Annotated in this window: 23 protein-coding genes; 19 read left to right on the forward strand and 4 right to left on the reverse strand. The window is 62.9% G+C overall.

Features of this window, described 5'->3' with window-relative positions; translation table 11 throughout:
• Positions 1 to 29: 29 nt before the first annotated feature.
• Positions 30 to 488 (reverse strand): flavodoxin domain-containing protein, encoded by a 459-nt coding sequence (locus J2X15_RS01805; RefSeq protein ID WP_310338896.1) that lies wholly within the window; start codon positions 486 to 488, stop codon positions 30 to 32.
• Positions 489 to 557: 69 nt separating this feature from the next.
• Here J2X15_RS01805 and J2X15_RS01810 point away from each other — a divergent pair, with 69 nt between their 5' ends.
• The 9 genes from J2X15_RS01810 to J2X15_RS01850 all read left to right on the forward strand — a co-directional run bounded on the left by J2X15_RS01810 (position 558) and on the right by J2X15_RS01850 (position 12067).
• Complete coding sequence (locus tag J2X15_RS01810; RefSeq protein WP_310338898.1) at positions 558 to 1625, forward strand: 3'-5' exonuclease; 1068 nt, start codon at positions 558 to 560, stop codon at positions 1623 to 1625.
• 95 nt (positions 1626 to 1720) lie between these two features.
• Positions 1721 to 4015, forward strand: coding sequence for a putative bifunctional diguanylate cyclase/phosphodiesterase (locus J2X15_RS01815; RefSeq protein WP_310338901.1), 2295 nt, complete (start codon positions 1721 to 1723; stop codon positions 4013 to 4015).
• Positions 4016 to 4112: 97 nt separating this feature from the next.
• Complete coding sequence (locus J2X15_RS01820; RefSeq protein ID WP_310338903.1) at positions 4113 to 4652, forward strand: hypothetical protein; 540 nt, start codon at positions 4113 to 4115, stop codon at positions 4650 to 4652.
• 175 nt (positions 4653 to 4827) lie between these two features.
• Positions 4828 to 5514 carry a response regulator transcription factor gene (locus J2X15_RS01825; protein WP_310338906.1) on the forward strand — a complete coding sequence of 229 codons (687 nt, stop codon included), beginning with the start codon at positions 4828 to 4830 and terminating at the stop codon, positions 5512 to 5514.
• On the forward strand, positions 5511 to 6605 hold the full coding sequence (locus J2X15_RS01830; protein WP_310338908.1) for a sensor histidine kinase: 1095 nt from the start codon (positions 5511 to 5513) through the stop codon (positions 6603 to 6605). Before J2X15_RS01825 ends, J2X15_RS01830 begins: the two co-directional genes overlap by 4 nt.
• The gene (locus J2X15_RS01835) at positions 6602 to 7693 is read left to right on the forward strand and encodes an ABC transporter ATP-binding protein (protein ID WP_310338911.1); all 1092 of its coding nucleotides are present in this window, start codon (positions 6602 to 6604) and stop codon (positions 7691 to 7693) included. The genes J2X15_RS01830 and J2X15_RS01835 overlap by 4 nt, the downstream gene beginning before the upstream one ends.
• Positions 7690 to 8715: an ABC transporter substrate-binding protein gene (locus J2X15_RS01840; protein ID WP_310338914.1), complete on the forward strand. Its 1026-nt coding sequence runs from the start codon at positions 7690 to 7692 to the stop codon at positions 8713 to 8715. The genes J2X15_RS01835 and J2X15_RS01840 overlap by 4 nt, the downstream gene beginning before the upstream one ends.
• 69 nt (positions 8716 to 8784) lie before the next feature.
• Positions 8785 to 10986, forward strand: coding sequence for an ABC transporter permease (locus J2X15_RS01845; protein ID WP_310338915.1), 2202 nt, complete (start codon positions 8785 to 8787; stop codon positions 10984 to 10986).
• 22 nt (positions 10987 to 11008) lie between these two features.
• Positions 11009 to 12067: an ABC transporter ATP-binding protein gene (locus J2X15_RS01850; RefSeq protein ID WP_310338917.1), complete on the forward strand. Its 1059-nt coding sequence runs from the start codon at positions 11009 to 11011 to the stop codon at positions 12065 to 12067.
• On the opposite strand, the gene J2X15_RS01855 is transcribed toward J2X15_RS01850, so the two are convergent.
• The gene (locus J2X15_RS01855; RefSeq protein ID WP_310338920.1) at positions 12064 to 12909 is read right to left on the reverse strand and encodes an IclR family transcriptional regulator; all 846 of its coding nucleotides are present in this window, start codon (positions 12907 to 12909) and stop codon (positions 12064 to 12066) included. The genes J2X15_RS01850 and J2X15_RS01855 overlap by 4 nt on opposite strands.
• A gap of 150 nt (positions 12910 to 13059) precedes the next feature.
• On the opposite strand from J2X15_RS01855, the gene J2X15_RS01860 reads away from it, so the two are divergent.
• The 10 genes from J2X15_RS01860 (at position 13060) to J2X15_RS01905 (ending at position 23309) form a co-directional block, all read left to right on the forward strand.
• Positions 13060 to 13821 (forward strand): SDR family oxidoreductase, encoded by a 762-nt coding sequence (locus tag J2X15_RS01860; RefSeq protein WP_310338922.1) that lies wholly within the window; start codon positions 13060 to 13062, stop codon positions 13819 to 13821.
• 25 nt (positions 13822 to 13846) lie between these two features.
• Entirely contained in the window at positions 13847 to 15367 is a 1521-nt protein-coding gene (locus J2X15_RS01865; protein ID WP_310338925.1) for a sugar ABC transporter ATP-binding protein, read from the forward strand.
• Positions 15368 to 15397: 30 nt separating this feature from the next.
• On the forward strand, positions 15398 to 16396 hold the full coding sequence (locus tag J2X15_RS01870; protein ID WP_310338927.1) for an ABC transporter permease: 999 nt from the start codon (positions 15398 to 15400) through the stop codon (positions 16394 to 16396).
• Positions 16397 to 16493: 97 nt separating this feature from the next.
• Positions 16494 to 17438 (forward strand): ABC transporter substrate-binding protein, encoded by a 945-nt coding sequence (locus J2X15_RS01875; protein ID WP_310338929.1) that lies wholly within the window; start codon positions 16494 to 16496, stop codon positions 17436 to 17438.
• An 81-nt stretch (positions 17439 to 17519) separates the two neighbouring features.
• Positions 17520 to 18374: a fumarylacetoacetate hydrolase family protein gene (locus J2X15_RS01880; protein WP_310338933.1), complete on the forward strand. Its 855-nt coding sequence runs from the start codon at positions 17520 to 17522 to the stop codon at positions 18372 to 18374.
• A 1-nt stretch (position 18375) separates the two neighbouring features.
• Positions 18376 to 19668: an L-fuconate dehydratase gene (locus J2X15_RS01885; RefSeq protein ID WP_310338936.1), complete on the forward strand. Its 1293-nt coding sequence runs from the start codon at positions 18376 to 18378 to the stop codon at positions 19666 to 19668.
• The gene (locus tag J2X15_RS01890; protein ID WP_310338938.1) at positions 19665 to 20552 is read left to right on the forward strand and encodes an L-fucono-1,5-lactonase; all 888 of its coding nucleotides are present in this window, start codon (positions 19665 to 19667) and stop codon (positions 20550 to 20552) included. Before J2X15_RS01885 ends, J2X15_RS01890 begins: the two co-directional genes overlap by 4 nt.
• Positions 20553 to 20581: 29 nt before the next feature.
• Positions 20582 to 21358 (forward strand): L-fucose dehydrogenase, encoded by a 777-nt coding sequence (locus tag J2X15_RS01895; RefSeq protein ID WP_310338940.1) that lies wholly within the window; start codon positions 20582 to 20584, stop codon positions 21356 to 21358.
• Positions 21359 to 21385: 27 nt separating this feature from the next.
• The gene (locus J2X15_RS01900; protein ID WP_310338943.1) at positions 21386 to 22948 is read left to right on the forward strand and encodes a methyl-accepting chemotaxis protein; all 1563 of its coding nucleotides are present in this window, start codon (positions 21386 to 21388) and stop codon (positions 22946 to 22948) included.
• Positions 22949 to 22970: 22 nt separating this feature from the next.
• The gene (locus tag J2X15_RS01905; protein ID WP_310338945.1) at positions 22971 to 23309 is read left to right on the forward strand and encodes an L-rhamnose mutarotase; all 339 of its coding nucleotides are present in this window, start codon (positions 22971 to 22973) and stop codon (positions 23307 to 23309) included.
• A 23-nt stretch (positions 23310 to 23332) separates the two neighbouring features.
• Here the strand turns inward: J2X15_RS01905 and J2X15_RS01910 are convergent, their stop codons facing one another.
• Together J2X15_RS01910 and J2X15_RS01915 are read right to left on the reverse strand one after the other, a co-directional pair.
• Positions 23333 to 24550 carry a hypothetical protein gene (locus J2X15_RS01910; protein WP_310338948.1) on the reverse strand — a complete coding sequence of 406 codons (1218 nt, stop codon included), beginning with the start codon at positions 24548 to 24550 and terminating at the stop codon, positions 23333 to 23335.
• A gap of 2 nt (positions 24551 to 24552) precedes the next feature.
• Positions 24553 to 25302: a hypothetical protein gene (locus J2X15_RS01915; RefSeq protein WP_310338950.1), complete on the reverse strand. Its 750-nt coding sequence runs from the start codon at positions 25300 to 25302 to the stop codon at positions 24553 to 24555.
• Positions 25303 to 25312: the final 10 nt, after the last annotated feature.

A 25312-nucleotide genomic window follows, 5' to 3' on the forward strand; every position in this document is an offset into this window, starting at 1 on the left:
AGATTCTACGGGGGCTAGAGGCCTATTTCTTATGCAACTGTCGCCAGTTGGACTGCCCAGGCCTTGAGCCAGGCGACGGCATCTTCCTCGGGCTGGCTGGTCTCCATGGTGTCCAGCACGCAGACCTCGCCCACGCGCCGGGCTCCCAGGTCGCGCAGGCGCTCGTCAAACTGTTTGCCACCGCCCATGAAGCTGTCGCCATAGCTGCTGTCGCACAGCGCTACCAGGCCAAATCGCACATGGCCCAGGTACTTGGCCTGGGCGTCCAGAGAATGGAACAGCGCCTGGGCGTTGTCGGGCACATCGCCGCTGCCGGTGGTACTGGTACAGATGATGAAGGCGCCGGGCTGGTCGAACACGGCGATGCCCAGCCCGTCCATGGGCAGCACGGTGATCTGGGCGGCAATGTCGTCAGCGGCCATCTGCAGGGCCTGGGCCACGGCGCTGGCATTGCCGTGCACGCTGCCCACAAGAATGGTGATTTGCATAGGGGTTTTCGGAGGGTGGCGCCGATGATAGGGGCAATAATGGAGCACCTATTGTTGCCAGGTGCACCCGTGACCACAGACCAGCTCGGTTTTGATTTTTTACCCGATTTGCCCACACTGCCCAGCGCCAAGCCCGCAGCCAAAAAGCGCACGTCGAGCGCCGCCACCAAGGCGCCTGCCAGTGCACGCGCAGCGCCCGCCCCGGTGGCCGAAGTTGCACCTGCAGCCCCGGCATTGGATGCCGAGGCCATGGCCCGCGCGCTAGAAGCCCACCCCGACTACCGTGTGCAGCGCCGCCTGGTGCCCAAGCTGAACTGGCCTGGCACGGCCCAGGGTGCGATCAAACGCATTCTGGTGCTGGACACCGAGACCACTGGCCTGGACCAGGCCCGCGAAAAAATCATCGAACTGGCGCTGCTGCGCGTGGATGTGGACACCGCCACGGGCCTGCCCGTGGGGCCGGTGCAGGTGTACGACGGGCTGGAAGACCCGGGCAAGCCGATCCCGGCCGAGGTGGTGAAGATCACCGGCATCACCGATGCCGATGTGCAAGGCCAGGCGCTGGACCTGGACCGCGTGGCCGAGCTGCTGGACGGTGTGGATGTGGTGATTGCGCACAACGCCGGCTTTGACCGCCCGTTTGTGGAAAGCCGCCTGCCCGCGTTTGCCAAGGTGGCGTGGTCCTGCTCGTTTGCCGACATTGACTGGAAAGCCCAGGGTCGTGGTTCCGCCAAGCTGGAAAGCCTGGCGCAGGAACTGGGCCTGTTCTATGACGCCCACCGTGCCGAGATGGACTGCCACGCGCTCTTGGCCGTGCTGGCCGTGCCGCTGCCGCACGCCCCCCATACCGGCCTGGCCCAGTTGCTGGAGGCCGCCAACCACCCCAGCTACCGTCTGAGCGCCACCAACGCGCCGTTTGATGCCAAAGACCTGCTGAAGGCGCGCGGCTACCGCTGGAACGCAGACCAGCGCGTCTGGGCCACCCGCCTGGCCGATGACGCCGCGCTGCATGCCGAATTCGACTGGTTGCGCGACCAGGTTTACAACCACCGCCACGCGGCGGTGCAGATCGAGAAAATGGACGCCTTGGCCAAGTACTCCAACCGCGGTGGCGTGGTGGCGCACCAGCAGCTGTGAACTGCCGCCTCCTCGGTGTGCAGCTGGGCACCGCGCGCATCATGGGCACGTAAATTGCATTCCGTGTTGACCATAAGGTATGACATGGAAAATACATGGCCGTCATCGTTGGCGCTCTCTTGGACATAGCCCCAAAGTTGGGCATCTCCACCCCCCTGCGGGCCAAGCTACGCACGGATACGGACCACGCGTCCGCCATGGAGGCTGCCGCGGGGTTTGGCCTGTGTTGGTATGACGCGCACAGCGGGCAGATTCTGCTGTCCACCCACGCGGCCAAACTGTTGGATGTGCAGGGCTGCCACCACAAAAATCTGGATGAAACCCTGATTCATGTGGTGCCCGAGGACGCCGCCCGGCTGGTGGCGCTGCTGTCGGACACCACCACACCCTGCAGCGGCAGCATCGAGGCGCGCGTGCTCAGCGCTGCCGAGGGCATGCGCTGGCTGCGCATTTCCACGCTGCCCGATGATGCGCAGCACCCCCAACTGATCAACGGTATGTTGCAGGACATCAGCCAGGTCAAGCACGCTGCAGTGCGCGAGCGGCTGGGCTTTGAGTTGACCGAGTATTTGGTGGGCAGCCATGCGCTGGGCGACGCCATCGACAACGCCATCCAGCTGATCTGCAAAAACCTGGGCTGGGAGTGGGGCGCCTACTGGGCGATGGAACACTCTGGCCTGGTGCAGCCACACCTGGCTTGCAAGAACTTTTGGCATCCCCCCGACTACGACCTGACGGGCTTTTCGCAAGCCAGCACTTCGCTGTACATGAAGGCCGGAGAAGGCTTGGTGGGGAGCGTGTGGGAAAGCGGGGAGGCGCAGTGGGTGGAGAGCATGGGCAACGACCCGCGCTTTCTGCGCCACGCCCGTGCGCGGGCCAGCGGCCTCTGGTCGGGCTATGTGTTCCCGGTGACCTATGTGTCGGACGATGGCGTGCACCACCGCCCCGGCGTGCTGGAGTTTTACAGCAGCCTGTCGCGCCAGCCTGAGGCCCAACTGCCCAAGCTCTCCAAGACCATAGGTGCCCTCATTGCCCAAACCGCGGGACGCCTGGAAAAAGAGGCCGAAATTCGCCACATGGCGCAGGTGGACGAGCTCACCGAGCTAGCCAACCGTGCGCACTTCTATGCCCTGCTGGACCGACGCTGCGTGCGTGCGGCCAGAGCCAATACTGTGTTCGGGCTGATGTATATCGACTTGGACCGCTTCAAGCCCATCAACGATGCCTTCGGCCATGAGGCGGGCAATGTGGTGCTGCGCGGCTTTGCGGCCCGGCTCAAGCTGGTGGCGCCGGACGACGCCGTGGTGGGACGCTTGGGCGGTGACGAGTTTGCGGTGCTGGTGCCGTGCCGCAACGATGCGGAGCTGGCCCATATTGCGCAGCAGATTCTGGAAGCTGCACGCACGCCGTTTGAGTACGAGGGCATTGAACTTACCGTGTCCGCCAGCGTAGGCATCAGCCGCTTCCCCGACAACGGCCTGACCAGCCCCGAGCTGCTGCGCAGCGCGGATGCCGCGATGTACCGCGTCAAACAAAACGGCCGCAACAACAGCGATGTGTTCTCCACCAGCAGCCCCAATTTGCTGGCGCAGCAGCAGGCGTCCATCGCGCAGCGCCTGGCCATCGAGACCGAGTTGCACCACGCGCTGCAGGACAACGCGTTGTTTCTGGCTTACCAGCCGATTTTTGATATTGCCTCGGGCAGCATGCATGCGGTGGAGGCGCTGGTGCGCTGGCGCCGCCAGGACGGCACGCTGGTGCCGCCCGACCTGTTCATTCCCATTGCCGAGCAAAGCCACCTGATTGTGGAGATCGACCAGTGGGTGATGGCCCAGGCCTGCCGCGACCTGGCCACGCTGCGCGCGGCGGGTTTTGATGGGCTCAAGGTGCATGTCAACATGGCGGCCACCGAGTTTGCCAACAGCGCCTTGCCCGAAGAGCTGCGCCAGCTCACCGCATCGCTGGGGGTGGACCCCAGCAACATCTCGCTGGAGCTGACCGAGGGCATGCTGATGAAGCACCCCGAGCAGGTGGTGCGGGTGATGCACGATCTGCGCAAGCTGGGGTTCGAGATCAGCCTGGACGACTTTGGCATGGGGCATTCTTCGCTTTCCATGCTGAAGAACCTGCCCATCTCGTCCATGAAGGTAGACCGCTCGTTTGTGCGTGACCTGCCCACGCAGGAGCGCGACCGCGCCATCGTCAACACCATCGTTGGCCTCGGCCAACACATGCGACTGGATGTGATTGCCGAGGGCGTGGAGACGCTGCCGCAGCTCGCGGTGCTGCGCGAAGCAGGGTGCACGCTCATTCAGGGCTTTCTGCTGAGCCGTCCGCTTAGTCTGCAAGACCTGCTGGTGCAGTTTCCCGAAGGCAAAAGCCCCGCTTAGCCCATCAGCTGCCCTTGTTTGGAAGCAAGTTCACCCGTTTGGGGGATGGGCAAATCCGTCGCGCTTTCTTAAACTTCCTGCTTCAGGGAGAAAGAGCGTGAACAAAAAACAAACCAAAGCCAAGGTGCAAGCCTTGCTAACCGCTGGCGTGGGCAAAACAGCCGTGTTCCGGCTGCTCAAGGGGCACGGCGTGCGTGACAGCGTGTTGGCGCATTACATTGCATCGCACGTGGATGCGTCTGAGGTCGATGAACATGCGAACAAGATCGACCGCCTGTTGTGGATCATGTATGCCCAGGCGCTGCTGGGGCTGTGGATAGGCTGGGGCATGGCGGCCGCCTGGGGGCCGGTCGGCAAGGGCGTTGCGCTGTTGCTGTGTGCGGGCCTGCCACTGTTGTTTGCCTGGGGTTTTTACAGAAACCTGGCGGGTTTCTACAACGCCTATCTTTTGCTGCAGGTCGTGCAACTGCCCAAAGCCTTCAAGGACTTCAACGCCGAGCCCGTCATCACTCTGGTGGCGGTGGGCATCAACATCGCGGTGCTGGCCTATGTCTGGTATGTGCGTTCCAAACTGTTCCCTGACTTTGTGGCGTTCACGCCCAAGAAGCAGTCGGGGCGGTATGTGTTTGTGAGTTAAATCGGCCTCTAGCCCGCGTGGAATATGCGCTAGCAGCTATTGATTTCATAGCTTTTTAGTTCTTGCGCCTGCGGGCGGCTTCAGCATTCCTTGTGAAAGGGTTTCAACTTCCTTTCACTGCTTCACCTTGGTTTCCCTATTGCGGGAGCACCATGCGCAGAGCACCATTCTCCCCATGCAATTGTTATTGGTGGAAGATGATTTGGACCTGGTGGATGCGCTGAGCCGTGTGCTGGCATCACGCGGGTTGGCGCCCGTGTGCTGCGCCGACGGGCAGGAGGCTTTTGCCTTGGTGCGCAAACGCACATTTGACGTGATCGTGCTGGACCTAAGCCTGCCGGGTATGGACGGACTGGAGTTTTTGCAGCGCATCCGGGATGCCGGCATACGCATCCCGGTGCTGGTGGTCACGGCCCGCGGCTCGATTGGCGAGCGCGTGGAAGGGCTCACGGCCGGGGCGGATGACTACCTGATCAAACCGTTTGACACCGAAGAGCTGGTGGCACGCATCAAGGCATTGGTGCGGCGCAGCCAAGGCGTGGAAGACTTCCGCTGCGGCCATCTGCACCTGGACATGGCCAGCGGCGCCCTGATGCGCTCTGGCCGGCCGCTGGAGATTGCGCCGCGTGAGGCCGCCATGCTGCGCACCTTGATCATGCGCCCAGGGCGCCCCGTGTCACGCGATGAGCTGTTTCGCGCCGTCTTTGGCGGCGAGGCTGACCACCAGCCCGATGCGGTGGATGTGCTGGCCCACCGGCTGCGTAAACGCCTGGCCGGCACCGGCACCAGTGTGCTGACCATGCGCGGTGTGGGCTACCTTCTGGTGGACGAGCTGGTCAGTGATGCGCAGGTGTCTACATGAGCCCAAACGCGGCGCCCAGCAGTCATTCCATGCGCGTGCACATTGCCGTGTGGTGCATGGCCTTGTCGGCGGCCACGGCCGCAGCGGTGCTGGGCCTGGCAAGGCTGGGGCTGTCGTGGCGGGATGCCGAATGGTGGGGCCTGGCGATGATGGCGCTGGTGTTGCTGGGTCTGCTGGCCTGGTGGGGCGCCGGCCGCAGCCTGACGCCCTTGCACCGGCTGGCGGCCACGGTAGCGGCGCGCCGCCCGCAAGAGACCGCCTTGCTGGAACATGCCCCGGCCGCCGAGCTGGAAGCCATTGTGCGCGGCCTCAACAGTCAGTGGCAGCAGCAACAGGCGGCGCTGGACCAGCAGCAGCGCTTCATCGCCGAAGCCTCACACCAGTTGCGCACGCCGCTGGCGGTACTCAAGACCCAGTTGCAAGGCGCGATAGCGGGTGAGCTGCTACCGGTGGATACATTGCCCAAGATGCTGCGCACCGTGGACCGGGCCTCGCACCTGGCCAACCAGCTGTTGTCCAAGGCCAAGGTGGACCAGAAGCTGCAGAACGCGCAATGGACGGACATCGACCTGCAACACATCGCCAGCGAGGTGCTGGTGGAGTGCGCACCGCTGATTGCGCGCAAGCGGCTGGACGTGTCGCTGGAGGCACTGCCGGTGCGCCTGCACACCGATGGCTGGCTGGTCGGGGAGCTGTTGCGCAACTTGGTGGCCAACGCCATCCACCAGAGCCGTGCGGGCGGCAGCCTGGGCGTGGTGATCCGCTACCTGCCGACCGAGGTGGAGCTGCTGGTGTGGGACAACGCGGGCGGTATTGACGAGGAGGTGCGCGAGCGCCTGTTCCTGCCGTTCGAGTCGGCCAGCGGTGGCACCGGCGTGGGCCTGGGGCTGTCGATCTGTAAGCAGATTGCCGTGTCCATGCAGGCCAGCCTGGACCTGTACAACCGCCTGCACAACGGCACCGTGGTGGGTGTGGATGCGGTGGTGCGCTGGCCGTTGCCAGAGGGGCAGACCCCGACCACGGCACCGCTGCCGGCCGCGGCGCCGCTGGCCCAACCCCTCTCGCACGCCACACTGCGGGTGCCTGCATGAGCCAGGGGCTGCACTTGCACGGTATCGAAAAAACCTATGCGAATGGCTACCGCGTGCTGCGCGGTGTGCAGCTGCGCGTGCCCGAGCGCCGACTGACCACGTTGCTGGGGCCCTCGGGTTGCGGCAAGAGCACGCTGCTGCGCCTGGTGGCCGGGCTGGAAGTGCCGGATGCCGGCCAGATTTTCTTTCGCGGGGAAGACCTGACCCAGCGCCCGGCAGACCAGCGCGACATGAGCCTGGTGTTTCAGAGCTACGCACTGTTTCCTTACCTGTCGGTGCAGGACAACGTGCGCTATGGCCTCAAGGTGCAAGGCATGCCAGCGGCCGCGCAGGCCGAGCGCAGCGCCCAGGTTATCGGCCTGCTGGGCCTGGGCGGGCTGGAAGACCGCCTGCCCCACGAGCTTTCTGGCGGGCAGCAGCAGCGCACCGCGCTGGCACGCGCCCTTGCCCTGCAGCCCGCGCTGGTGCTGCTGGACGAGCCCCTCTCCAACCTGGACGCCAACCTGCGTCGCCATATCCGCGAGGACATTCGCCAGCTGCAGCAGCGCCTGGGGCTGACCGTGCTTTATGTCACCCACGACCATGCGGAGGCCATGTCGGTCAGCGACCAGGTGGTGGTGATGCAGGAAGGGCGCGTGGTGCAGATTGGTTCCCCGCGCGACATCTACGAACAGCCGCAGACGGAGTTCGTGGCCCGCTTTATGGGCGACTCGACTGTGTTCGAGGCGCATTGCGATGGCGCCGGGCAGGTCACCCTGGGCCCGCTCACCATCGACGCCGGCCAGGGCTTGCGCCAGGGGGCCGTGCAGGTGGTGGTACGGCCACAGGCTTGGCGCATAGAGCCCGCCGGCACCCAAGGGCTGGCCGGCAAAGTGCTGCGCAGCGCTTATCTTGGCCGCACGGTGGAGATGTGGGTGCAAACCGCACTGGGCAGCCTGCTCGTCATCTCGGACCTGACCGGCCGCCGCCACGAGGCCGGGGCACCGGTCAGTCTTTTTCTGTCGCGCAAAGGGGTCAGCGTCCTTTTGCCCACAAGTGTTTCGACCCCTCAGACCGTTCCGGTCTTTCAATCTAGGAGACAACCATGAAAAAAAATCAATTGTTGGTGCTGGCCCTCATGGCCGCGGCCGGAGTGTCGGCTTCTGCCCAATCGGGTGGCGAGGTCAACATCATCTGCTCCGGCCAGGCGCCTTGGTGCAGCATGATTGGAGTCACGTTCGAAAAGAGCCAGGGCGTCAAGGTCAACATGACGCTCAAGGGTTCGGGCGAGGCGGTGGCGCAGCTTATGGCCGAGCGTGCCAACCCCAAGACGGATGTGTTTTTTGGCGGCACCGGCGACCCGCACCTGGTGGCGGCCGAGCAGAACCTCACGCTGGAGTACAAATCGCCCATGCTGCCCAAGCTCTACGACTGGGCGCAAAAGCAGGCCGCTCAGTCGGGCTACAAAACCGTGGGGATTTATTCCGGCCCGCTGGGCTTTGGCTACAACACCGAACTGTTGGCCAAGAAGAAGCTGGCCGTGCCCAAGACCTGGGCCGACCTCATCAAGCCTGAGTACAAGGGCGAGATCCAGTCGGCCAACCCGTCTTCCAGCGGCACGGCCTACACCATGATCGCCACGCTGGTGCAACTGCTGGGCGAAGACAAAGCCTTTGACTACCTGGCCAAGCTGCACAAGAACATTGCCACCTACCAGCGCTCGGGCGTGGGCCCCATCAAGGCCGTAGCGCGTGGTGAGGCTGCCATCTCCATCAGCTTTGTGCACGACGGCCCCGGTGAAAAGGCGCAGGGCTTTCCGCTGGAAACCATCACCCCCAGCGACGGCACGGGGGCCGAGATTGGCTCCATGTCCATCGTGCGCGGTGCGCGCAATCTGGAGACGGCCAAGAAGTTCTACGACTGGGCGCTGACCCCCGGTGCCCAGGCCCTGGGCGCGGCCACATTGCAGTTCCAGCTGCCGTCCAACCGCGAAACCAAGGTGGACCCGCGCGTGCCGGACTTCCGCAAGATCAAGATGATTGACTACGACTACGCGAAGTACGGCCAGTCTGCCGAGCGCAAGCGTTTGATCCAGCGCTGGGAGCGCGACGTCAACGGCCAGGGCCGCTAAGCCGCACCACCCGGCCATCCGTCCCGCCGCGCCTTGCGGTGGGTTTGCACCGTCTTTCTCTTCACATTCATGACACACGAACATCCGTGGCGCCTGCGCCGCGCCATCGCCCTGTGGGTAGCGCTGGGCCTGACGGCCTTTGTGCTGCTGCCCTGGTATTTTTTGCAAAGTGGCGGGCTGGGGGGCGCCCTGTCGGGCGTCTGGGGCGGCCCATCCACGGCCAGCGGCTGGACGCAAACCTGGAGCCACCACCGCGTCTGGCTGGCATCGGGCCTGGCCGGCTTGCTGCTGGCGGGTACGGCGCTGCTGAGCCCCTACGCCCGCTGGCAGGGACTGCTGCTGTGCTGCGGGGCTGTGCTGGGCCTGGCCGGGCTGCTGCTCAGTGGCTTTGCCATTGGCATGGTGGGCTGGTCCTGGGACTGGCTCAACGGGCTGATGGGCCCCACCGAGCTTACCCAGCCTGGCATGGGCTGGGGCGGCTTTGTGGTGGTGGTGTGCCTGTTGGCGCTGCTGTCCATCGGTGTGACCCGGTTGGGCGGCTTCAAGGGCGATGCCTTTGTGGCGGGTGCGGTGCTGGGCTGCGCGGCGCTGCTGGCGCTGTTTGTGGTGTATCCGGTGCTCAAGTCGCTCATGGGCAGTGTGCTCAATGACGAGGGGCAGTTTGCGGCGGCTGCGCTGTGGGAGCGCATTGGCACGGTGCGCATCTGGGGCTTGGGCTGTGTGGTGTCGCAAAGCCGTTGCGGTGTGGCCTGGAACACGCTGGGCCTGGCCTTGCTGACGGCGGCGGGCACCACGTTTCTGGGCACCTTGATCGCCCTGTGGGCCGAACGCGAGGCCAAGCGGCTGGCGCGTCCGCTCAACATCCTGGCCATGCTGCCCATCATCACACCGCCCTTTGTGGTGGGGTTGGGGCTGATTTTGCTGTTCGGTCGCGCCGGGCTCTACAACCAGTTCATGGAGTGGGCCTTCAATATCGAACCTACGCGCTGGTTCTATGGCTTCTTTGGGGTCTGGCTGGCGCAGCTGTTTGCCTTCACGCCCATCGCCTTCATGATCATGCGCGGGGTGGTGCAGGGCGTCAGCCCGTCCATGGAGGAGGCGTCGCAGACCCTGCGCGCCAACCGTATGCAGACCTTCTGGAGCGTGACGCTGCCGCTGCTCAAACCAGGCCTGGCCAATGCGTTCCTAGTCGGCTTTATCGAGAGCATGGCCGACTTCGGCAACCCCATCGTGGTGGGCGGGCAGTTTGCCGTGCTCTCCACCGAGATTTTTTTCGCCATCGTCGGCTCTTCGCTGGACCCCGGCATGGCCGCGGCCCTGTCACTGATCCTGACGCTGTTTGCGCTGGCGGTGTTCTTCATCCAGCGCCGGGTGCTGGGCAAGGGCAGCTTCACCACCGTGGCGGGCAAGGGCGATGCGGGCTTGCCTATGCCGTTGCCGGCCGGTGTGCGCAAGCTCTGCCTGGGCGTGGCCGGGCCGTGGCTGCTGTTCACGCTGGTGGTCTACCTGTTTGCCTTTGCCGGCGGCTTTGTACAGACTTGGGGGCGCGACTACACGCCCACGCTGAACCACTTCCGCACCGCGTTTGACGTGCAGTGGGGCGAGTACGGCTGGGTCTGGGCCGGTACGGCATGGAATTCGCTGTTCACCACGCTGTCATTGGCGGCCATGGCGGCCCCCATCTGCGCGGGCATGGGCTTGCTGATTGCCTGGCTGCTGGCGCGCACCGAATTCCGCGGCAAGGCCACGTTCGAGTTCTCGGCCCTGCTGACCTTTGCGGTGCCCGGCACAGTGCTGGGGGTGAGCTACATCCTCGCTTTCAACGTGCCACCGGTGGAGCTGACCGGTACCGGCCTGATCATCGTGCTGTGCTTTGTGTTCCGCAACCTGCCGGTGGGCGTGCGTGCGGGCACGGCGGCCTTCAAGCAGCTGGACCGTTCGCTGGACGAGGCCTCGCTGATGTTGCGCGCCAACACGCTCACGACGTTGCGCCGGGTGGTGCTGCCCCTCATCAAGCCGGCGCTGGTGGCGGCGCTCGTCTACTCCTTTGTGCGCTCCATCACTACCGTGTCGGCGGTGATCTTTTTGGTCACGGCGCAGTACGAGCTGTCCACCACCTACATCATCGGCCGCGTGGGCAATGGCGACTACGGCGTGGCGCTGGCCTATTGCACGGTGCTCATTGTTCTGATGTCCTGCAGCACGCTGCTGGTGCAGGCCCTGGTGGGCGAACGCAAGCTGGGCCGCCGGGCAACACCGGCGGCGCATTGAACTTCATTTGATCGGTTTTCCCATGACAAATACAAACACCAACACAGGCATTTCTTTCCGCCAGGTCGTCAAGCGCTATGGCGGCACCAACAGTCCGCTGGTCGTGCGCGGCATCGACTTTGAGGTGCCCAAGGGCACGCTCACCACCATCCTTGGCCCCTCGGGTTGCGGCAAGACCACCACGCTGCGCATGATTGCCGGCCTGGAGACGCCCTCTGGCGGGCAGATCTTCATCGACGGCCGTGACGTGACGAATCTGGGGCCGGCCGAGCGCAATGTGAGCATGGTGTTCCAGAGCTATGCGTTGTTCCCGCACATGTCGGTGCTGGAGAACGTGGCCTACGGCCTCTCCGTGAGCGGTGTACCCAAGCCCGAGGTGCAAGACCGTGCCCGCGCCGCCATGGCCCTGGTGGGGTTGGGTAGTTTTGAAGCGCGCTACCCGGCCGAGCTATCGGGCGGCCAACAGCAGCGCGTGGCGCTGGCGCGTGCGCTGGTGCTGGAGCCGTCAGTGCTGCTGTTTGACGAGCCACTCTCCAATCTGGACGCGCGCCTGCGCCGCTCCATGCGCGAAGAGATTCGTAGCCTGCAGCAGCGCCTCAAGCTCACGGTGGCTTATGTCACCCACGATCAGAGCGAGGCCCTGGCGGTGAGCGACCAGATCATCGTGATGGATGGTGGCCTGATCGCCCAGGCCGGTAGTCCGCGCGAGCTGTACGAGAACCCCAAGACCGAGTTTGTGGCTGGCTTCATGGGTGAGGCTGTGCTGCTGGATGGGGTGTGCGAAGCCGAAGGCGCGGTGCGCCTGGGCCCACTGACCCTGACCACGCCCCAGCGCGTGGCCACCGGCCCGGTGAAGGTGGCGATCCGCCCGGAAGCCTGGTCGGTGCACGATGGCCATGGGCAGGGACTGCTGGGCACCGTGTCCAAGGCTGCCTACTTGGGCAGCTTTCAGGAGCTCACCGTGGACACCAGCCTGGGTGAGATTTTTGTGGTGTCGTCTGACTCGCAGGGCAGCTGGAGCAGCGGCGATGCCGTGACCCTGCAACTGTCGGAGCGTGGGGTGTCGGTGGTGGCGGTTTAGGCCACTTCGCGCGCCATGCCCTGCGTCAGTGACAGGGTTTTGGCGGCTTCGCGCAGGTGTTCGCGCACGTCGGCCAGGTTGGGGCCGATGTGGCGGTCAATGCGGCGGATGTAGGGGCAGGTGAGGGTGGCCAGCGCCGTGTTGTCGGGCCCGAGGATGGGGAAGGAAATGTCCACCACCCCAAAGGACTGGGCCGAGTCCCGCTCGAGGTAGCCCACCTGGCGAATGGTGCTCAGCGTCTCTTTGAGCTTGGCCTCGGTAATAGGCACCTCGCCGTCCAGCGGCGTGTGCTCGGCCAGCATGCGGGTGTAGCTGCCTTCGTCGGCATAGGCCAGCAGCAAGTGGCCGGACGCCGTGTCCAGCAGGCCCACACGCGCACCGCGCTGCACCGAGAAGCTCCAGCCGCGCGGGCTGTTGATCTGCGCACCGATCAGTACATTGCCCCGGTCGTACACCCCCATGTGGCAGGACTGCTCGGCCTTGCGCGCAAAGTCGTCCATCACGGGCAGGGCCTGGTTGATCAGGCGACTCAGGGGCGGGTGCATGTTCGCCAGCGCAAACAATTTCAGGCTCAGCGCGTAGCGGTCACCTGACGGGTTGCGCATCACGTACTGGCGCACCACCAGCCGCTCCAGCATGCGGTAGATCTCGCTGGCGCTGCGGTCCATCTCCTTCACGATCTCGGCGCGCGTCAGGCCATGCGGCTGGGTCGCCAGCAATTCCAGAATGTCCAGCCCCTTGTCCAGCGCTGGTGCACGATAGCGCTCGTCAGCGGCCAGCAGGTCTTGCGGTTCCTCGGTCTTGGGGCGGCGGCCGCGGGGCTTCGGTTCTGGCGTGGTCATGGGTGGAGCGCTTTCGTTCTTGGGTTTTTATAGCAGAGCCTCCGGGGCCTAGGGTAAGTACTAGGCCTTGCGGCAACAAACATGCCTATCATTCTGCTTCATACATGAATTGTTTATTCATATTTGAATCATTAAACCGGAGTCAGCAGCATGGGTCAAGGGCGTTTGCAGGGTAAAACAGTGCTCATCACAGCGGCGGCGCAGGGCATTGGCCGGGCCAGTGCGCTAGCCTGTGCGGCTGAGGGCGCCCGCGTGATTGCTACCGACATCAACCAAGCGTTTCTGGACAGCCTGGCCGCCGAGCACAGCAGCATCCAGGTGGAGCTGCTGGATGTGCGCAGCGACGCCGCCGTAGCGGCCCTGGCCGCCCGCACACCGGCATTGGACGCCTTGTTCAACTGCGCGGGCATGGTGGCCAATGGCAGCGTGCTGGAATGCACCGAGGCCGACTGGGACTTGAGCTTTGACTTGAACGTGAAAAGCATGTTCCGCATGACGCGTGCCTTCTTGCCCGCCATGCTGGCCAAGGCGGAAACGCAGAACGGCAGTGTGTCCATCATCAACATGGCGTCCATGGCGTCCAGCATCAAGGGCTTTGCCAACCGCTGCGCCTATGGCGCTACCAAGGCGGCAGTGATTGGCCTGACCAAATCGCTGGCCGCTGACTATGTGAAGGCCGGTTTGCGTGCCAATGCGCTGTGCCCCGGCACGGTAGATACACCCTCGCTGCGTGGGCGCATCGCCAGCGCGGCCGATCCGGTGCAGGCCGAAAAAGACTTCATTGCCCGCCAGCCCATGGGGCGTCTGGCCACGGTGTCCGACATCACGCCCATGGTGGTGTTTCTCGCCAGCGACGAATCGCGCTTTGTCACCGGGCAGACCCTGCTGGTGGACGGTGGTGTCACCATCTGAGCGTCGCAACACACAAGGCCTGATCGTGACCCCACTGGTTTCCGTACAAAACCTCAGCAAATCGTTTCCCGGCGTGAAGGCGCTGGACGGTGTGCGCTTTGACCTGATGCCGGGCGAGGTGCATGCCCTGATGGGCGAAAACGGCGCGGGCAAGTCCACGCTGATGAAGATTCTGGCCGGTGTCTACCGCAAGGACAGCGGCGAGGTGCTGCTGGATGGCAAGCCGGTGGAGATTGACAGCCCGGCGCACGCGCAGTCGCTGGCCATCGGCATCATCCACCAAGAGCTGCACCTGATGGGCCACCTGACGGCGGCACAAAACATTTACCTGGGGCGTGAGCCTCGCAAGGCTGCTGGCCTGTTTCTGGACGAAGAGCAGCTCAACCGCGACGCGCAGGCGCTGTTTGACCGCATGCACCTGGCGCTGGCGCCCACCACCCCGATTGGCGAGTTGACTGTGGCGCGCCAGCAGATGGTGGAGATCGCCAAGGCGTTGTCGCACAAATCGCGCGTGCTCATCATGGACGAGCCGACCGCCGCACTGAACAACGCCGAGATTGAAGATCTGTTTCGCATCATCCGCCAGCTCAAAGACGAAGGCGTGGGCATTGTCTATATCTCGCACAAGATGGACGAGATCCAGCGCATTGCTGATCGCATCACCGTGATGCGTGATGGTGCCTACATTGCCACCGTGCCCGCCGTCACCCCCATGCAGGAGGTGATTGCCATGATGGTGGGGCGCAAGCTGGAGCAGGCCGAGAAGACGATCCCCGACACCTCGGGCAATGAGGTATTGCTGGAGGTGCGTGGCCTGAACCGTGGCCGCGCGATCCGCGATGTGAACTTCAGCGTGCGCCGCGGAGAGATTTTGGGTTTTGCCGGCCTTATGGGCGCAGGCCGCACCGAGGTGGCGCGCGCTGTGTTTGGTGCCGACCCGATTGAGTCGGGCGAAGTGCGGGTGCGCGGGCAGGTGATTCGCCTGACCTCGCCACAAGATGCGGTGCAAGCCGGCATTGGCTACCTGTCCGAAGACCGCAAGCACTTTGGCTTGGCTACGGGCATGGATGTGGAATCCAACATCACGCTGCCCAGCTTGAAACGCTGGCTAAAGTGGGGCGTGTTTTTGAACCGCCCGGCCATTCGCACCGTCTCGCAGCAGATGGTGGAGAAGCTGCGCATCAAGACCCCGTCACTCACGCAAACGGCCAAGCTGCTGTCCGGCGGTAACCAGCAAAAGGTGGTGATCGCCAAGTGGCTGGTGCAGGACTGCGAGGTGCTGATTTTTGACGAACCTACCCGCGGCATCGATGTGGGGGCCAAGAGCGAAATCTACAAGCTACTGAACGACCTGGCGGCCCAGGGCCGTGCCATTGTGGTCATCTCCAGTGAACTGCCCGAAGTGCTGCAACTGAGCCACCGCGTGCTGGTGATGTGCGAGGGCCGCATCACCGGCGAGGTGCGCGGCGACGAGGCCACGCAGGAACAGCTGATGGCCCTGGCCACGCGGCGCGAGATCGACAACCCTGCCGCAGTTGTGCACTGACATTCATAAAAACACCAAGGTAACTCTTCCATGTCCGAATCGAACTCTCCCTCCTGGCTGGCGCGCTTGTCGGGTGGCCAGGCCAAGCAAAAGCTGCTGGCCTTTGCCAGCCTGATCGCACTGATCCTGGTGTTCACCGCGCTCAAGCCCGATGCCTTCATGACGCAGGACAACATCATTGGCATCCTGCAGTCCACCACCGTCATTGGCGTGCTGGCCATTGCCAGCACCTTCATCATCATCACCTCGGGCATTGACCTGTCGGTGGGCGTGCTCATGACCTTCTGTGCCGTCATGGCCGGTGTGTTCATGGTGAATTTGGGCATGCCCATGCCGCTGGGCATTGTGTGCGCCATTGGTGTGGGGGCTTTGTGCGGCACGCTGTCGGGCCTGGCGATTACCAAGCTCAATGTGCCCCCATTCATTGCCACGCTGGGCATGATGATGCTGCTCAAGGGTGCTTCGCTCATCATCACCGGCACACGCCCCATCTACTTCAGCGATGTGGAGGGTTTTGACCAGATCGCACTGGGCTCGTTGATTGGGGACCTGATTCCTGCGCTGCCGATTCCCAACGGCGTGTTGATCCTGTTTTTGGTAGCCATCGTGTGCGCCGTGGTGCTCAACAAGACGGCCCTGGGCCGCTACACCTTTGCCTTGGGCAGCAACGAAGAGGCGGTACGCCTGTCGGGTGTGAATGTGGACCGCTGGAAGGTCATCATTTACGCGTTTGCGGGTGGCATCTGCGGCATCTCGGGGCTGCTGATTGCCTCGCGCCTGAACTCCGCACAGCCCGCACTGGGCCAGGGCTATGAGCTGGACGCCATCGCCGCCGTGGTGATTGGCGGCACGTCGCTGAGCGGCGGTGTGGGCACGATTCTGGGAACCATCATCGGCGCTTTCATCATGAGCGTACTCATCAACGGCCTGCGCATCATGTCGGTCGCCCAGGAGTGGCAGATGGTGCTCACCGGTCTCATCATCATTTTGGCGGTCTACACCGACAACCTGCGCCGCAACAAGAAATAAGGAGACCGCACCACGCCCCACATCCTTTTCCTTGCCCCGTGTTTTTCCCTTTCCCGTGATTTCGTGTGACATAAATTTTTTCAACAGGAGACAACCCATGAACGCAAAACGACAACTGCTGGCTTTGACCGCCGGCTTGGCACTGGCTGGTTTTTCCAGCTTCGCAACGGCCCAGGAGATCTACATTCCCCTGATCTCCAAAGGCTTCCAGCACCAGTTCTGGCAAGCGGTGAAGCAGGGCGCTGACCAGGCCGCCAAGGACTACAAGGTGAAGGTCACCTTCGAAGGCCCCGAAACCGAACAACAGGTGGACAAGCAGATCGACATGCTGTCGGCCGCGCTGGCGAAAAAGCCCGCTGCCATCGGTTTTGCCGCGCTGGACAGCAAGGCGGCTATTCCTTTGCTCAAAAAAGCCCAGGCCGCCAAGATTCCGGTCATCGCGTTTGACTCGGGTGTGGACAGCGACATCGTGCTGACCACCGCCCAAACCGACAGCAAGGCTGCCGCAGCACTGGCCGCCGACAAGATGGCTGAAAAAATTGGTGGTGAAGGCGAAGTGGCCGTGATCGGCCATGACCAGACCAGCACCACCGGCACTGGCCGCCGTGACGGCTTTGTGGACCAGATCAAGGCCAAGTACCCCAAGATCAAGGTCGTGGACATCCAGTACGGCGGTGGTGACCACCTGAAGTCGGCTGAAATTGCCAAGACTCTGTTGCAAGCCCACCCCCAGCTCAAAGGCATCTTCGGTACCAACGAAGGTTCTGCCATTGGTGCAGGCAAGGGCTTGAAGGAAGCCAAGAAGACCGGCGTGGTCATCATTGGTTTTGACTCCGGCAAGGCCCAGAAGGACATGATCAACGACGGCACCATCGCCGGCGCGATCACGCAAAACCCTGTGGGCATTGGCTACAAGACAGTGGAAGCGGCTGTGAAGGCCTTGAAGGGTGAGAAGTTGCCCAAGATCATCGACACCGGCTTCTACTACTACGACAAGAGCAATATGAAGGACGCCAAGATCGCGGCCGTTCTTTACGATTGATGTTCCCTGGGGCAAGTGCGCTGCGGCTGTTGAAGTTGTAGTGCCTTGCCCCGTTTGTTTTTTTATTCTGAGGATGAGACTGTGAAACTAGTACGCTACGGATTGCCAGGTCAGGAAAAGCCCGGTGTGTTGGATGCCCAAGGCCGCGTGCGCGACCTGTCGGGACACATTGCCGATGTGGCCGCTGCCGCGCTGCTGCCCGAGAGTCTGGCGCGTTTGCGTGGCGTGAACATTGAGAGCTTGCCCCTGGTGGCAGGCACTCCGCAACAGGACTTGCGCCTCGGGGCCTGTGTGGGCCAGGTGGGCAAGTTCATCTGCATTGGACTGAATTACTCCGACCATGCGGCCGAGAGCGGCATGCAAGTGCCGCCCGAACCGGTGGTCTTCAACAAGTGGACCAGCGCCATCGTCGGCCCCGATGACCAGGTGGAAATTCCCCGGGGCTCGGTCAAGACCGACTGGGAAGTGGAGCTGGGCGTGGTCATCGGCAAAGGCGGGCGCTACATCGAGGAGGCCGATGCGCTGTCCCATGTTGCGGGCTACTGCGTGGTGAACGATGTGTCCGAGCGCGAATACCAACTGGACCGCAGCGGCACCTGGGACAAGGGCAAGGGTTGCGACACCTTCGGCCCCACCGGCCCATGGTTGGTCACGGCCGACGAGGTACCCGATCCGCAGGCCCTGAAGATGTGGCTGGATGTGGACGGCAAGCGTTTCCAGAACGGCAGCACCTCCACCATGGTCTATGGCGTGAAGTTTTTGATTGCCTACCTGAGCCGCTTCATGAGCCTGCAGCCTGGCGACGTGATCTCCACTGGGACCCCGCCCGGCGTGGGCATGGGCCAAAAGCCGCCTCTTTACCTGCGCGCAGGACAAACCATCCACCTGGGCATTGACGGCCTGGGAACCCAAACCCAAAAGACCGTACAGGCCTGATATGACCAAAGTCACCAACATGCGCGTCGTGGACGTGCGTTTCCCCACGTCCCAACACCTGGATGGTTCGGACGCCATGAACCCGGACCCGGACTATTCCGCGGCCTATGTGATCCTGGAAACCGACCAGCCCGGCAAGGAAGGCCACGGCCTGACCTTCACGATTGGCCGCGGCAACGAGATCTGCTGCGCTGCCATTGAAGCCATGCGCCACCTGGTGGTGGGCCTGGACATGGACTGGGTGGCCGCGGACATGGGGCGCTTCTGGCGCTACATCACGTCCGACAGCCAATTGCGCTGGATTGGCCCGGACAAGGGCGCCATCCACCTGGCCACGGGCGCTGTGGTCAACGCCGTGTGGGACCTGTGGGCCAAGCTCGAAGGTGTGCCTGTGTGGAAGCTGGTGTCCCGCATGAGCCCAGAAGAACTGGTCAAGCTCATCGACTTTCGCTACATCACCGACTGCATCACGCCCGAAGAAGCGCTGACGCTGCTGCGTGAGAGAGCCGTGGGCAAGGACGAACGCTGGGCCACGCTGGAGCGCGAGGGCTACCCCTGCTACACCACATCGGCCGGCTGGTTGGGCTATGACGACGACAAGCTGCGCCGCCTCTGCAAGGAAGCCACCGATGCGGGCTTCAACCACATCAAACTCAAAGTCGGACGCGACAAGGCCGATGACATCCGCCGCTTGCGCATTGCGCGTGAGGTACTCGGACCAGACCGCCAACTGATGATCGATGCCAACCAAGTCTGGGAAGTGAACCAGGCCGTGGAATGGGTGCGCGAACTGGCCTTTGCCAAGCCCTGGTTCATCGAAGAACCTACCAGTCCGGACGATATCGAAGGCCACCGCGTGATCCGCGAGGGCGTGCACCCGGTGAAGGTGGCCACGGGCGAGATGTGCCAGAACCGTATCATCTTCAAGCAGCTCATCATGCGTGGCGCCATTGACGTGGTGCAGATCGACTCCTGCCGCCTGGGCGGTGTGAACGAAATTTTGGCGGTGATGCTGATGGCCGCCAAGTACAACTTGCCGGTGTGTCCGCATGCTGGCGGCGTGGGCCTGTGCGAGTACGTGCAGCATCTGTCCATGATCGATTACCTGTGCATTGCGGGCACCCGCGAAGGCCGCGTGATCGAGTTTGTGGACCATCTGCACGAGCATTTTGTAGACCCCTGCGTCATCGAGAACGCCGCCTACATGCCACCGCAAGCAGCCGGTTTCTCGATTGAGATGAAGGCCGAGTCGCTCAAGCAATACACCTTCCAACGCAAAGCCATCGCGGCATGAAGATAGACACCCACCAGCACTACTGGCGCTACCGCGCCGAGGAATTTCCGTGGATCAGCGAGGCCATGCCCCTGCTGCAACGGGACTGCATGCCATCGGACTGCGAAGCGGCCATGGGCGCTGCGGGGGTGGATGCCGTCGTGGCCGTGCAGGCCCGCACGCTGACCGCCGAGACTGACTTTTTGCTGCGTGTAGCGGACCAGAACCCCGAGGTGCTGGGTGTGGTGGGCTGGGCCGATCTGGGTGCGTCCGACCTGGAGCACCACCTGGAGCAGTGGACCGACCACGCTGCCTTCAAAGGCTTGCGCCATATCCTGCAGGACGAGGCGGACGTAGGCGCCTGGGTGAATGCGCCAGCCATCAACGCCGGGTTGCGTGCGGTGCAACAGCGGGGCCTGGTGTACGACGTGCTGGTGTTTGACCACCAATTGCCCAGCGTGACCGAGTTTTGTGCGCGCCACGACCAGCACTGGCTGGTGCTGGACCATGTGGGCAAGCCCGCTGTGCGTGATTGGACCCGCAGTGCCGAAGTGCCGGGCCGCTGGAGCAGTTGCATCCGTGAACTGGCCACGCTGCCCCATGTGATGTGCAAGCTCTCGGGCGTGGTGACCGAGGCCGATTGGAGTAGCAACGCCGGTATGGCACCCGACGATGCCAAAATTATCTTGTCCTGCTTTGACCAGGCACTGGAGGCCTTTGGGCCGCAGCGGTTGATGTTCGGTTCGGACTGGCCGGTGTGCCAGCTGGCGGCACCGTATGACGTGGTGCATGGCCTGGCGCATAAATGGGCCAGCACGCGCCTGACGGTGCGGGAGCAGGATGCCTTCTGGAGTGGCAATGCCATCCGCTGCTATGGTCTGAATGTGCAGGCCCTGGCGGATTGACCTCAATTGACATTTGACCGAGAGTTCCCATGGATCTGCATTTACAAGACAAAGTGGTCATCGTGACCGGTGGGGCCAGCGGCATTGGTGCGGCCATTTCGCTCACGCTGGCACAAGAAGGCGCGATCCCCGTGATCCTGGGCAAGAGCCCGATGCCTGAGGACTTTGCCCTGCAGTTACAGGCCAAGGCCAGGCAGCACCTGTTTGTGCAGGTGGAGCTGTCGGATGACGCGGCCTGCCGCGATGCCGTGGCGCAGGCGGTGGCGCGCTTTGGGCGCATCGACGGCCTGGTGAACAACGCCGGTATCAACGACAGCATTGGCCTGGACGCAGGACGAGATGCCTTTGTGGGTTCGCTGGAGCGCAACCTCATCCACTACTACACCATGGCCCACTACTGCGTGCCGCACCTCAAGGCCAGCAAGGGCGCCATCGTGAATGTGTCGTCGAAGACGGCGGTGACGGGGCAGGGCAACACCAGTGGTTATTGCGCCTCCAAGGGCGCGCAACTGTCGCTGACCCGTGAATGGGCCGCAGCACTGCTGAACGACGGCGTGCGCGTGAACGCCCTGATCCCGGCGGAGGTGATGACCCCCCTGTACGAGCGCTGGATCAACAGCTTTGACAAGCCTGAAGAAAAGCTGGCCTCCATCACCGCCAAGATTCCGCTGGGGCACCGCATGACCACGTCCGAAGAAATGGCTAGCATGTGCGTCTTCCTGCTGTCGGACGTGTCTTCCCACACCACGGGTCAATGGGTGTTTGTCGACGGTGGCTACACCCACCTGGACCGCGCGCTGTCCTAGCCGCTGCTCTCTGGAAAATCGTGCCGCATGAAATTGTCTGATCTGAAGATTTCCCAAATCCTGTACGCAGGGTTTGGTTTGCTGGTGGTGGTGTACCTCGTGTCCAGCGCCATCAATGCCGAAATGATGCGTCGCATGCATGGCAACCTGGAGCAAATGGAGACGACCAACAACGCACAAATCGCCATTGCGCATGCGCTGCACAAATCGGTGTCCAACATCAGCTTGTCGGTGCGCAAAATCATTCTGCTCAACAGCGACGCTGAAATTCTGGACGAGATCAACGCCTACAAAGCCGAGGCCGAGCACTACAACCAAGTCCGCGAGAAACTCTCGCAATCGAATGTGATTGCCCAAACCAACGGGCCCTGGCAGAAAGTGGACGGTGCGCATCAGAAGGCCATGCCGCTGCTAGGCAATCTCTACGCCGCAGTGCAGGAGCACCGGGACTCCGAGGCCATCAAGACTCTCAAACTGGTGGGCGATGCCATTGGGGATTGGCAGAACGCACTGGACGCGGGCATGCAGTACCAGCAAGACGCCAACCGGCTAGCCTTTGAAGATTCCAATAAGGTCTACAGCGCCGCGTTGCTGCAGCTGGTCGCGATTGCCGTGGTCAGTGTGCTGCTGGCCGTAGGCGTTTCTTTTGTCATTGTCCGGTTGCTGGTGTCTCAGCTCGGTGGCGAGCCCAAAGACGCTGCACGGGTGGCGTTGAACATTGGTGCAGGAGATTTGACCCAGACCATCGCGGTGCACCAGAACGACACCAGCAGCCTGATGGCCGCCATGAAAAGCATGCAAACTAACTTGGTCCAGGTAGTGTTGTCGGTGCGATCGGGGTCAGAGGCGGTGGCTACCGCCAGCTCCGAAATTGCCCATGGCAACAACGACCTCAGTGCCCGCACCGAGCAGCAAGCCAGTGCACTGGAAGAAACCGCAGCCTCGATGGAGGAGCTGGGTTCCACGGTAAAACAAAACGCCGATAGCGCCAAGCAGGCCAGCCAGTTGGCCATGACCGCGTCGACCGTGGCTACGCAAGGTGGGGCGGTGGTGGGGCAGGTCGTAGAAACCATGAAGGGCATCAATGAGTCTTCCCAGAAAATTGCCGACATCATCAGCGTGATCGACGGCATTGCCTTCCAGACCAACATCCTGGCGCTGAATGCGGCGGTAGAGGCGGCCCGCGCCGGCGAGCAAGGTCGAGGCTTTGCCGTGGTGGCGTCTGAAGTGCGTTCTCTGGCTGGGCGGTCTGCCCAGGCAGCCAAGGAGATCAAGGGTTTGATTGATACCAGTGTGGAACGCGTGGCCCAAGGAAGCCAGTTGGTGGACAGGGCCGGAGAGACCATGACCGAGGTGGTCTCAGCGATTCAGCGCGTCACTGGCATCATGTCGGAAATCAGTGCGGCCAGTTCGGAACAGAGTGCAGGTGTATCGCAGGTAGGCGAGGCGGTGCGCCAGATGGACCAGGCAACGCAGCAAAATGCAGCACTGGTAGAACAAATGGCTGCAGCGGCCAGCAGCCTGCAAAGTCAGGCCCATGATTTGGTGGGCACCGTGGCGCAGTTCAAACTCGCATCCCTGCCAACCTGACATTTACACGACAAGGAACCTTATGCGTTATGCCCTGGCCCTGGATTTGGTGGACGATGCCCAGCGCATTGCCGACTACGAAAAAGCCCACGAAAAAATCTGGCCCGAGGTGCGCGAGCACCTGCGCACCCAGGGCGTGTTGGGCATGGAGATTTACCGCCTGGGCACGCGCCTGTTCATGGTGATGGAGGTGGACCCTATGGTCTACAGTGCCGAGGGCATGGCCCAGGCTTCGTTGAACAACCCGGCCATCGTGCGCTGGGAAGCGCTGATGTGGACCTACCAGGCACCTACGCCGTGGACGCCTGCCGGTGAAAAGTGGGTACCCATGGCCAAGATCTTCGACTTGGCAACCCAGTAGGGACTAGGGCAATCCATGGGGCTTCACGCTCCGATATTGCATTCCCGGCGCAGCAGCGCCACCGCATCGTTGAAGGTGTGGTCGTGGTCGCTCTGCAGCGTTGGCAGAGCGTCTTCGATGAAGTTGTCCCACAGGCTGGCGTAGTCGTCCTGGTGCTGGGCAGGCGCGTGCTCCGCAATGAAGGCGCTGACAAATTCTGGTTTCAATCCCGACTTGCGAATTTTTCGCACCAGCGTGGCTGCGGCCTTTTCGGTCAACAGGGTCTTGGGCGTGCTGCCGGCTGCCATGCACAGGAACAGCGTGAGCAACGAGCTTTCGTCGTCATTGCCGCCGGTGGCCTTGTCCCACGCCTTGCTGGTGGTGCGGGCAAAGTGATCCACCTCGGCCAGGGCGTCTTCCAGCCAGAAATAGCGGCCCATGAAGGCGGGCGTCTGGTCAAACAGCTTGCGTGCGGGCACGGTGGATTCCAGCCACTTGGGTGCGTCTTGCAGCAGCGATTGGCGCACGGCCTCTACGGCCTCCACGTACTCGTCTGGCAGGCCTTTCGGCAATGGGATGTTGAATTTGTCGGACTGCGTGGCGAACTTCTTGCGCAACGCCAACACCATTTTTTCGAACAGCACCCAATCGGGCATGTCGGTGCGTTTGAGCGCCAAGGCCAGCAGCGCGGTGCGGATCACCGCCTCGGCGTCCTTGCCGGCTTCTTCCAGCGCTTCGTCGTCCACGCCCAATTGCTGGGCCAGCCACAGGGCTGCGTCCACCACGGCGGCCACACGGCTGCGCGTCGCCAGCTCGGCCTGGTAGTCGGGCAGGCTGCGCAGTGCCCACTTGGCCAATTGGGGGATGTGCTCATCGCGAAAACCACTGCGCTCGTTCATGCCGAAGTGGGTACTTTGTGGCATTGCAATCAGCGCTTTGAGCATGTCAGAGCCCCCCTTTGAGCGGGAGAGGAAGCTGTGGTCGCGCAGGGCCTCGGCGGCATGCTGCAAATCACCACCGCTGCTGTGCTCCAGGTAGAGGCTCACCAGATTGACCATGCGGTCCTTGGCCTGCTCCAGTTCGGGGCGCAAAAACTCGGTGCCAAAGTAGCGGGCAATCTGCACCATGCCCTTGGGCGCATCGGCGCAAATGGCATCCAGCTTGGCTTGGTCAATCAGGCCGTGCTGCACGCCGAACGTCAGCGCCTTCTCGAAGAAGGGGCGGGCATCAAACAGGGAGACGGCTTGCGGCTGCGCGGACATAGTCAGATGGCGGCCTCTTCATCGTCCTCGCGCGCGGCGGGGGTGGCCTTGCCGCGGTCGGTGTCGCCGGTCTCGACCTTGCCGTCGTCTTCCTCGGCTTCTTCTTCATCGTCCAGGCCCATGTCGTGGGCGCGTGCCTTGGCCCGCAGCACGATGAGCATTTCAATGAACAGGTCTGGGATCTCGTGGCGCAGCAGCCAGGCCAACTGCATCCAGTCCTGGTCGGCCACTTCGTCCAGCTCCACGCGCGGGCGCACATAGGCGGACTGCAACAGTGCCTGCTCGGACAGCATTTCGCCATCGTCTTCCACCGTGTCAAAGGTGCCGGTACGGGCAAAGGCCTCCACACGGCTCCACTTTTCGGTGAAGTAGTCGGCCAGCGCTTCGCTGCCGCCTTCCAGGTCGCCAATGGCGGTCAAAAACTCGATGGCATCGGCCGCATCGTCGCGGAAGATGACCGAATTCATCATGCCGCGCAGGTGGGTGCGGGTCAGGTCCTTGTATTGCTTTTCAATGACCACCGCATGGGCGAACTGCTGCGGCGTGATCAGCAGGTTGACGATGGATTCCTTGGAGTCGTCGTACTCGCGGATCACGGCCAGAATGTCTTTGGGGGGCAGTTGCTGCAGCACCACCATCAGGGCGCCGTCGCCCTCGTTGTCGGCCAGCTCGGTCAACACGGATTCAGCGCCCACGATGTCGCCTGCGGCGATGAGGGCTTGGGTTTTTTCAATCAGGGCAAGTTGGGACATCGTGTTCTCA

This window comes from Rhodoferax saidenbachensis (genome assembly GCF_031457975.1).
Classification (GTDB): Bacteria; Pseudomonadota; Gammaproteobacteria; order Burkholderiales; family Burkholderiaceae_C; genus Allorhodoferax; species Allorhodoferax saidenbachensis_A.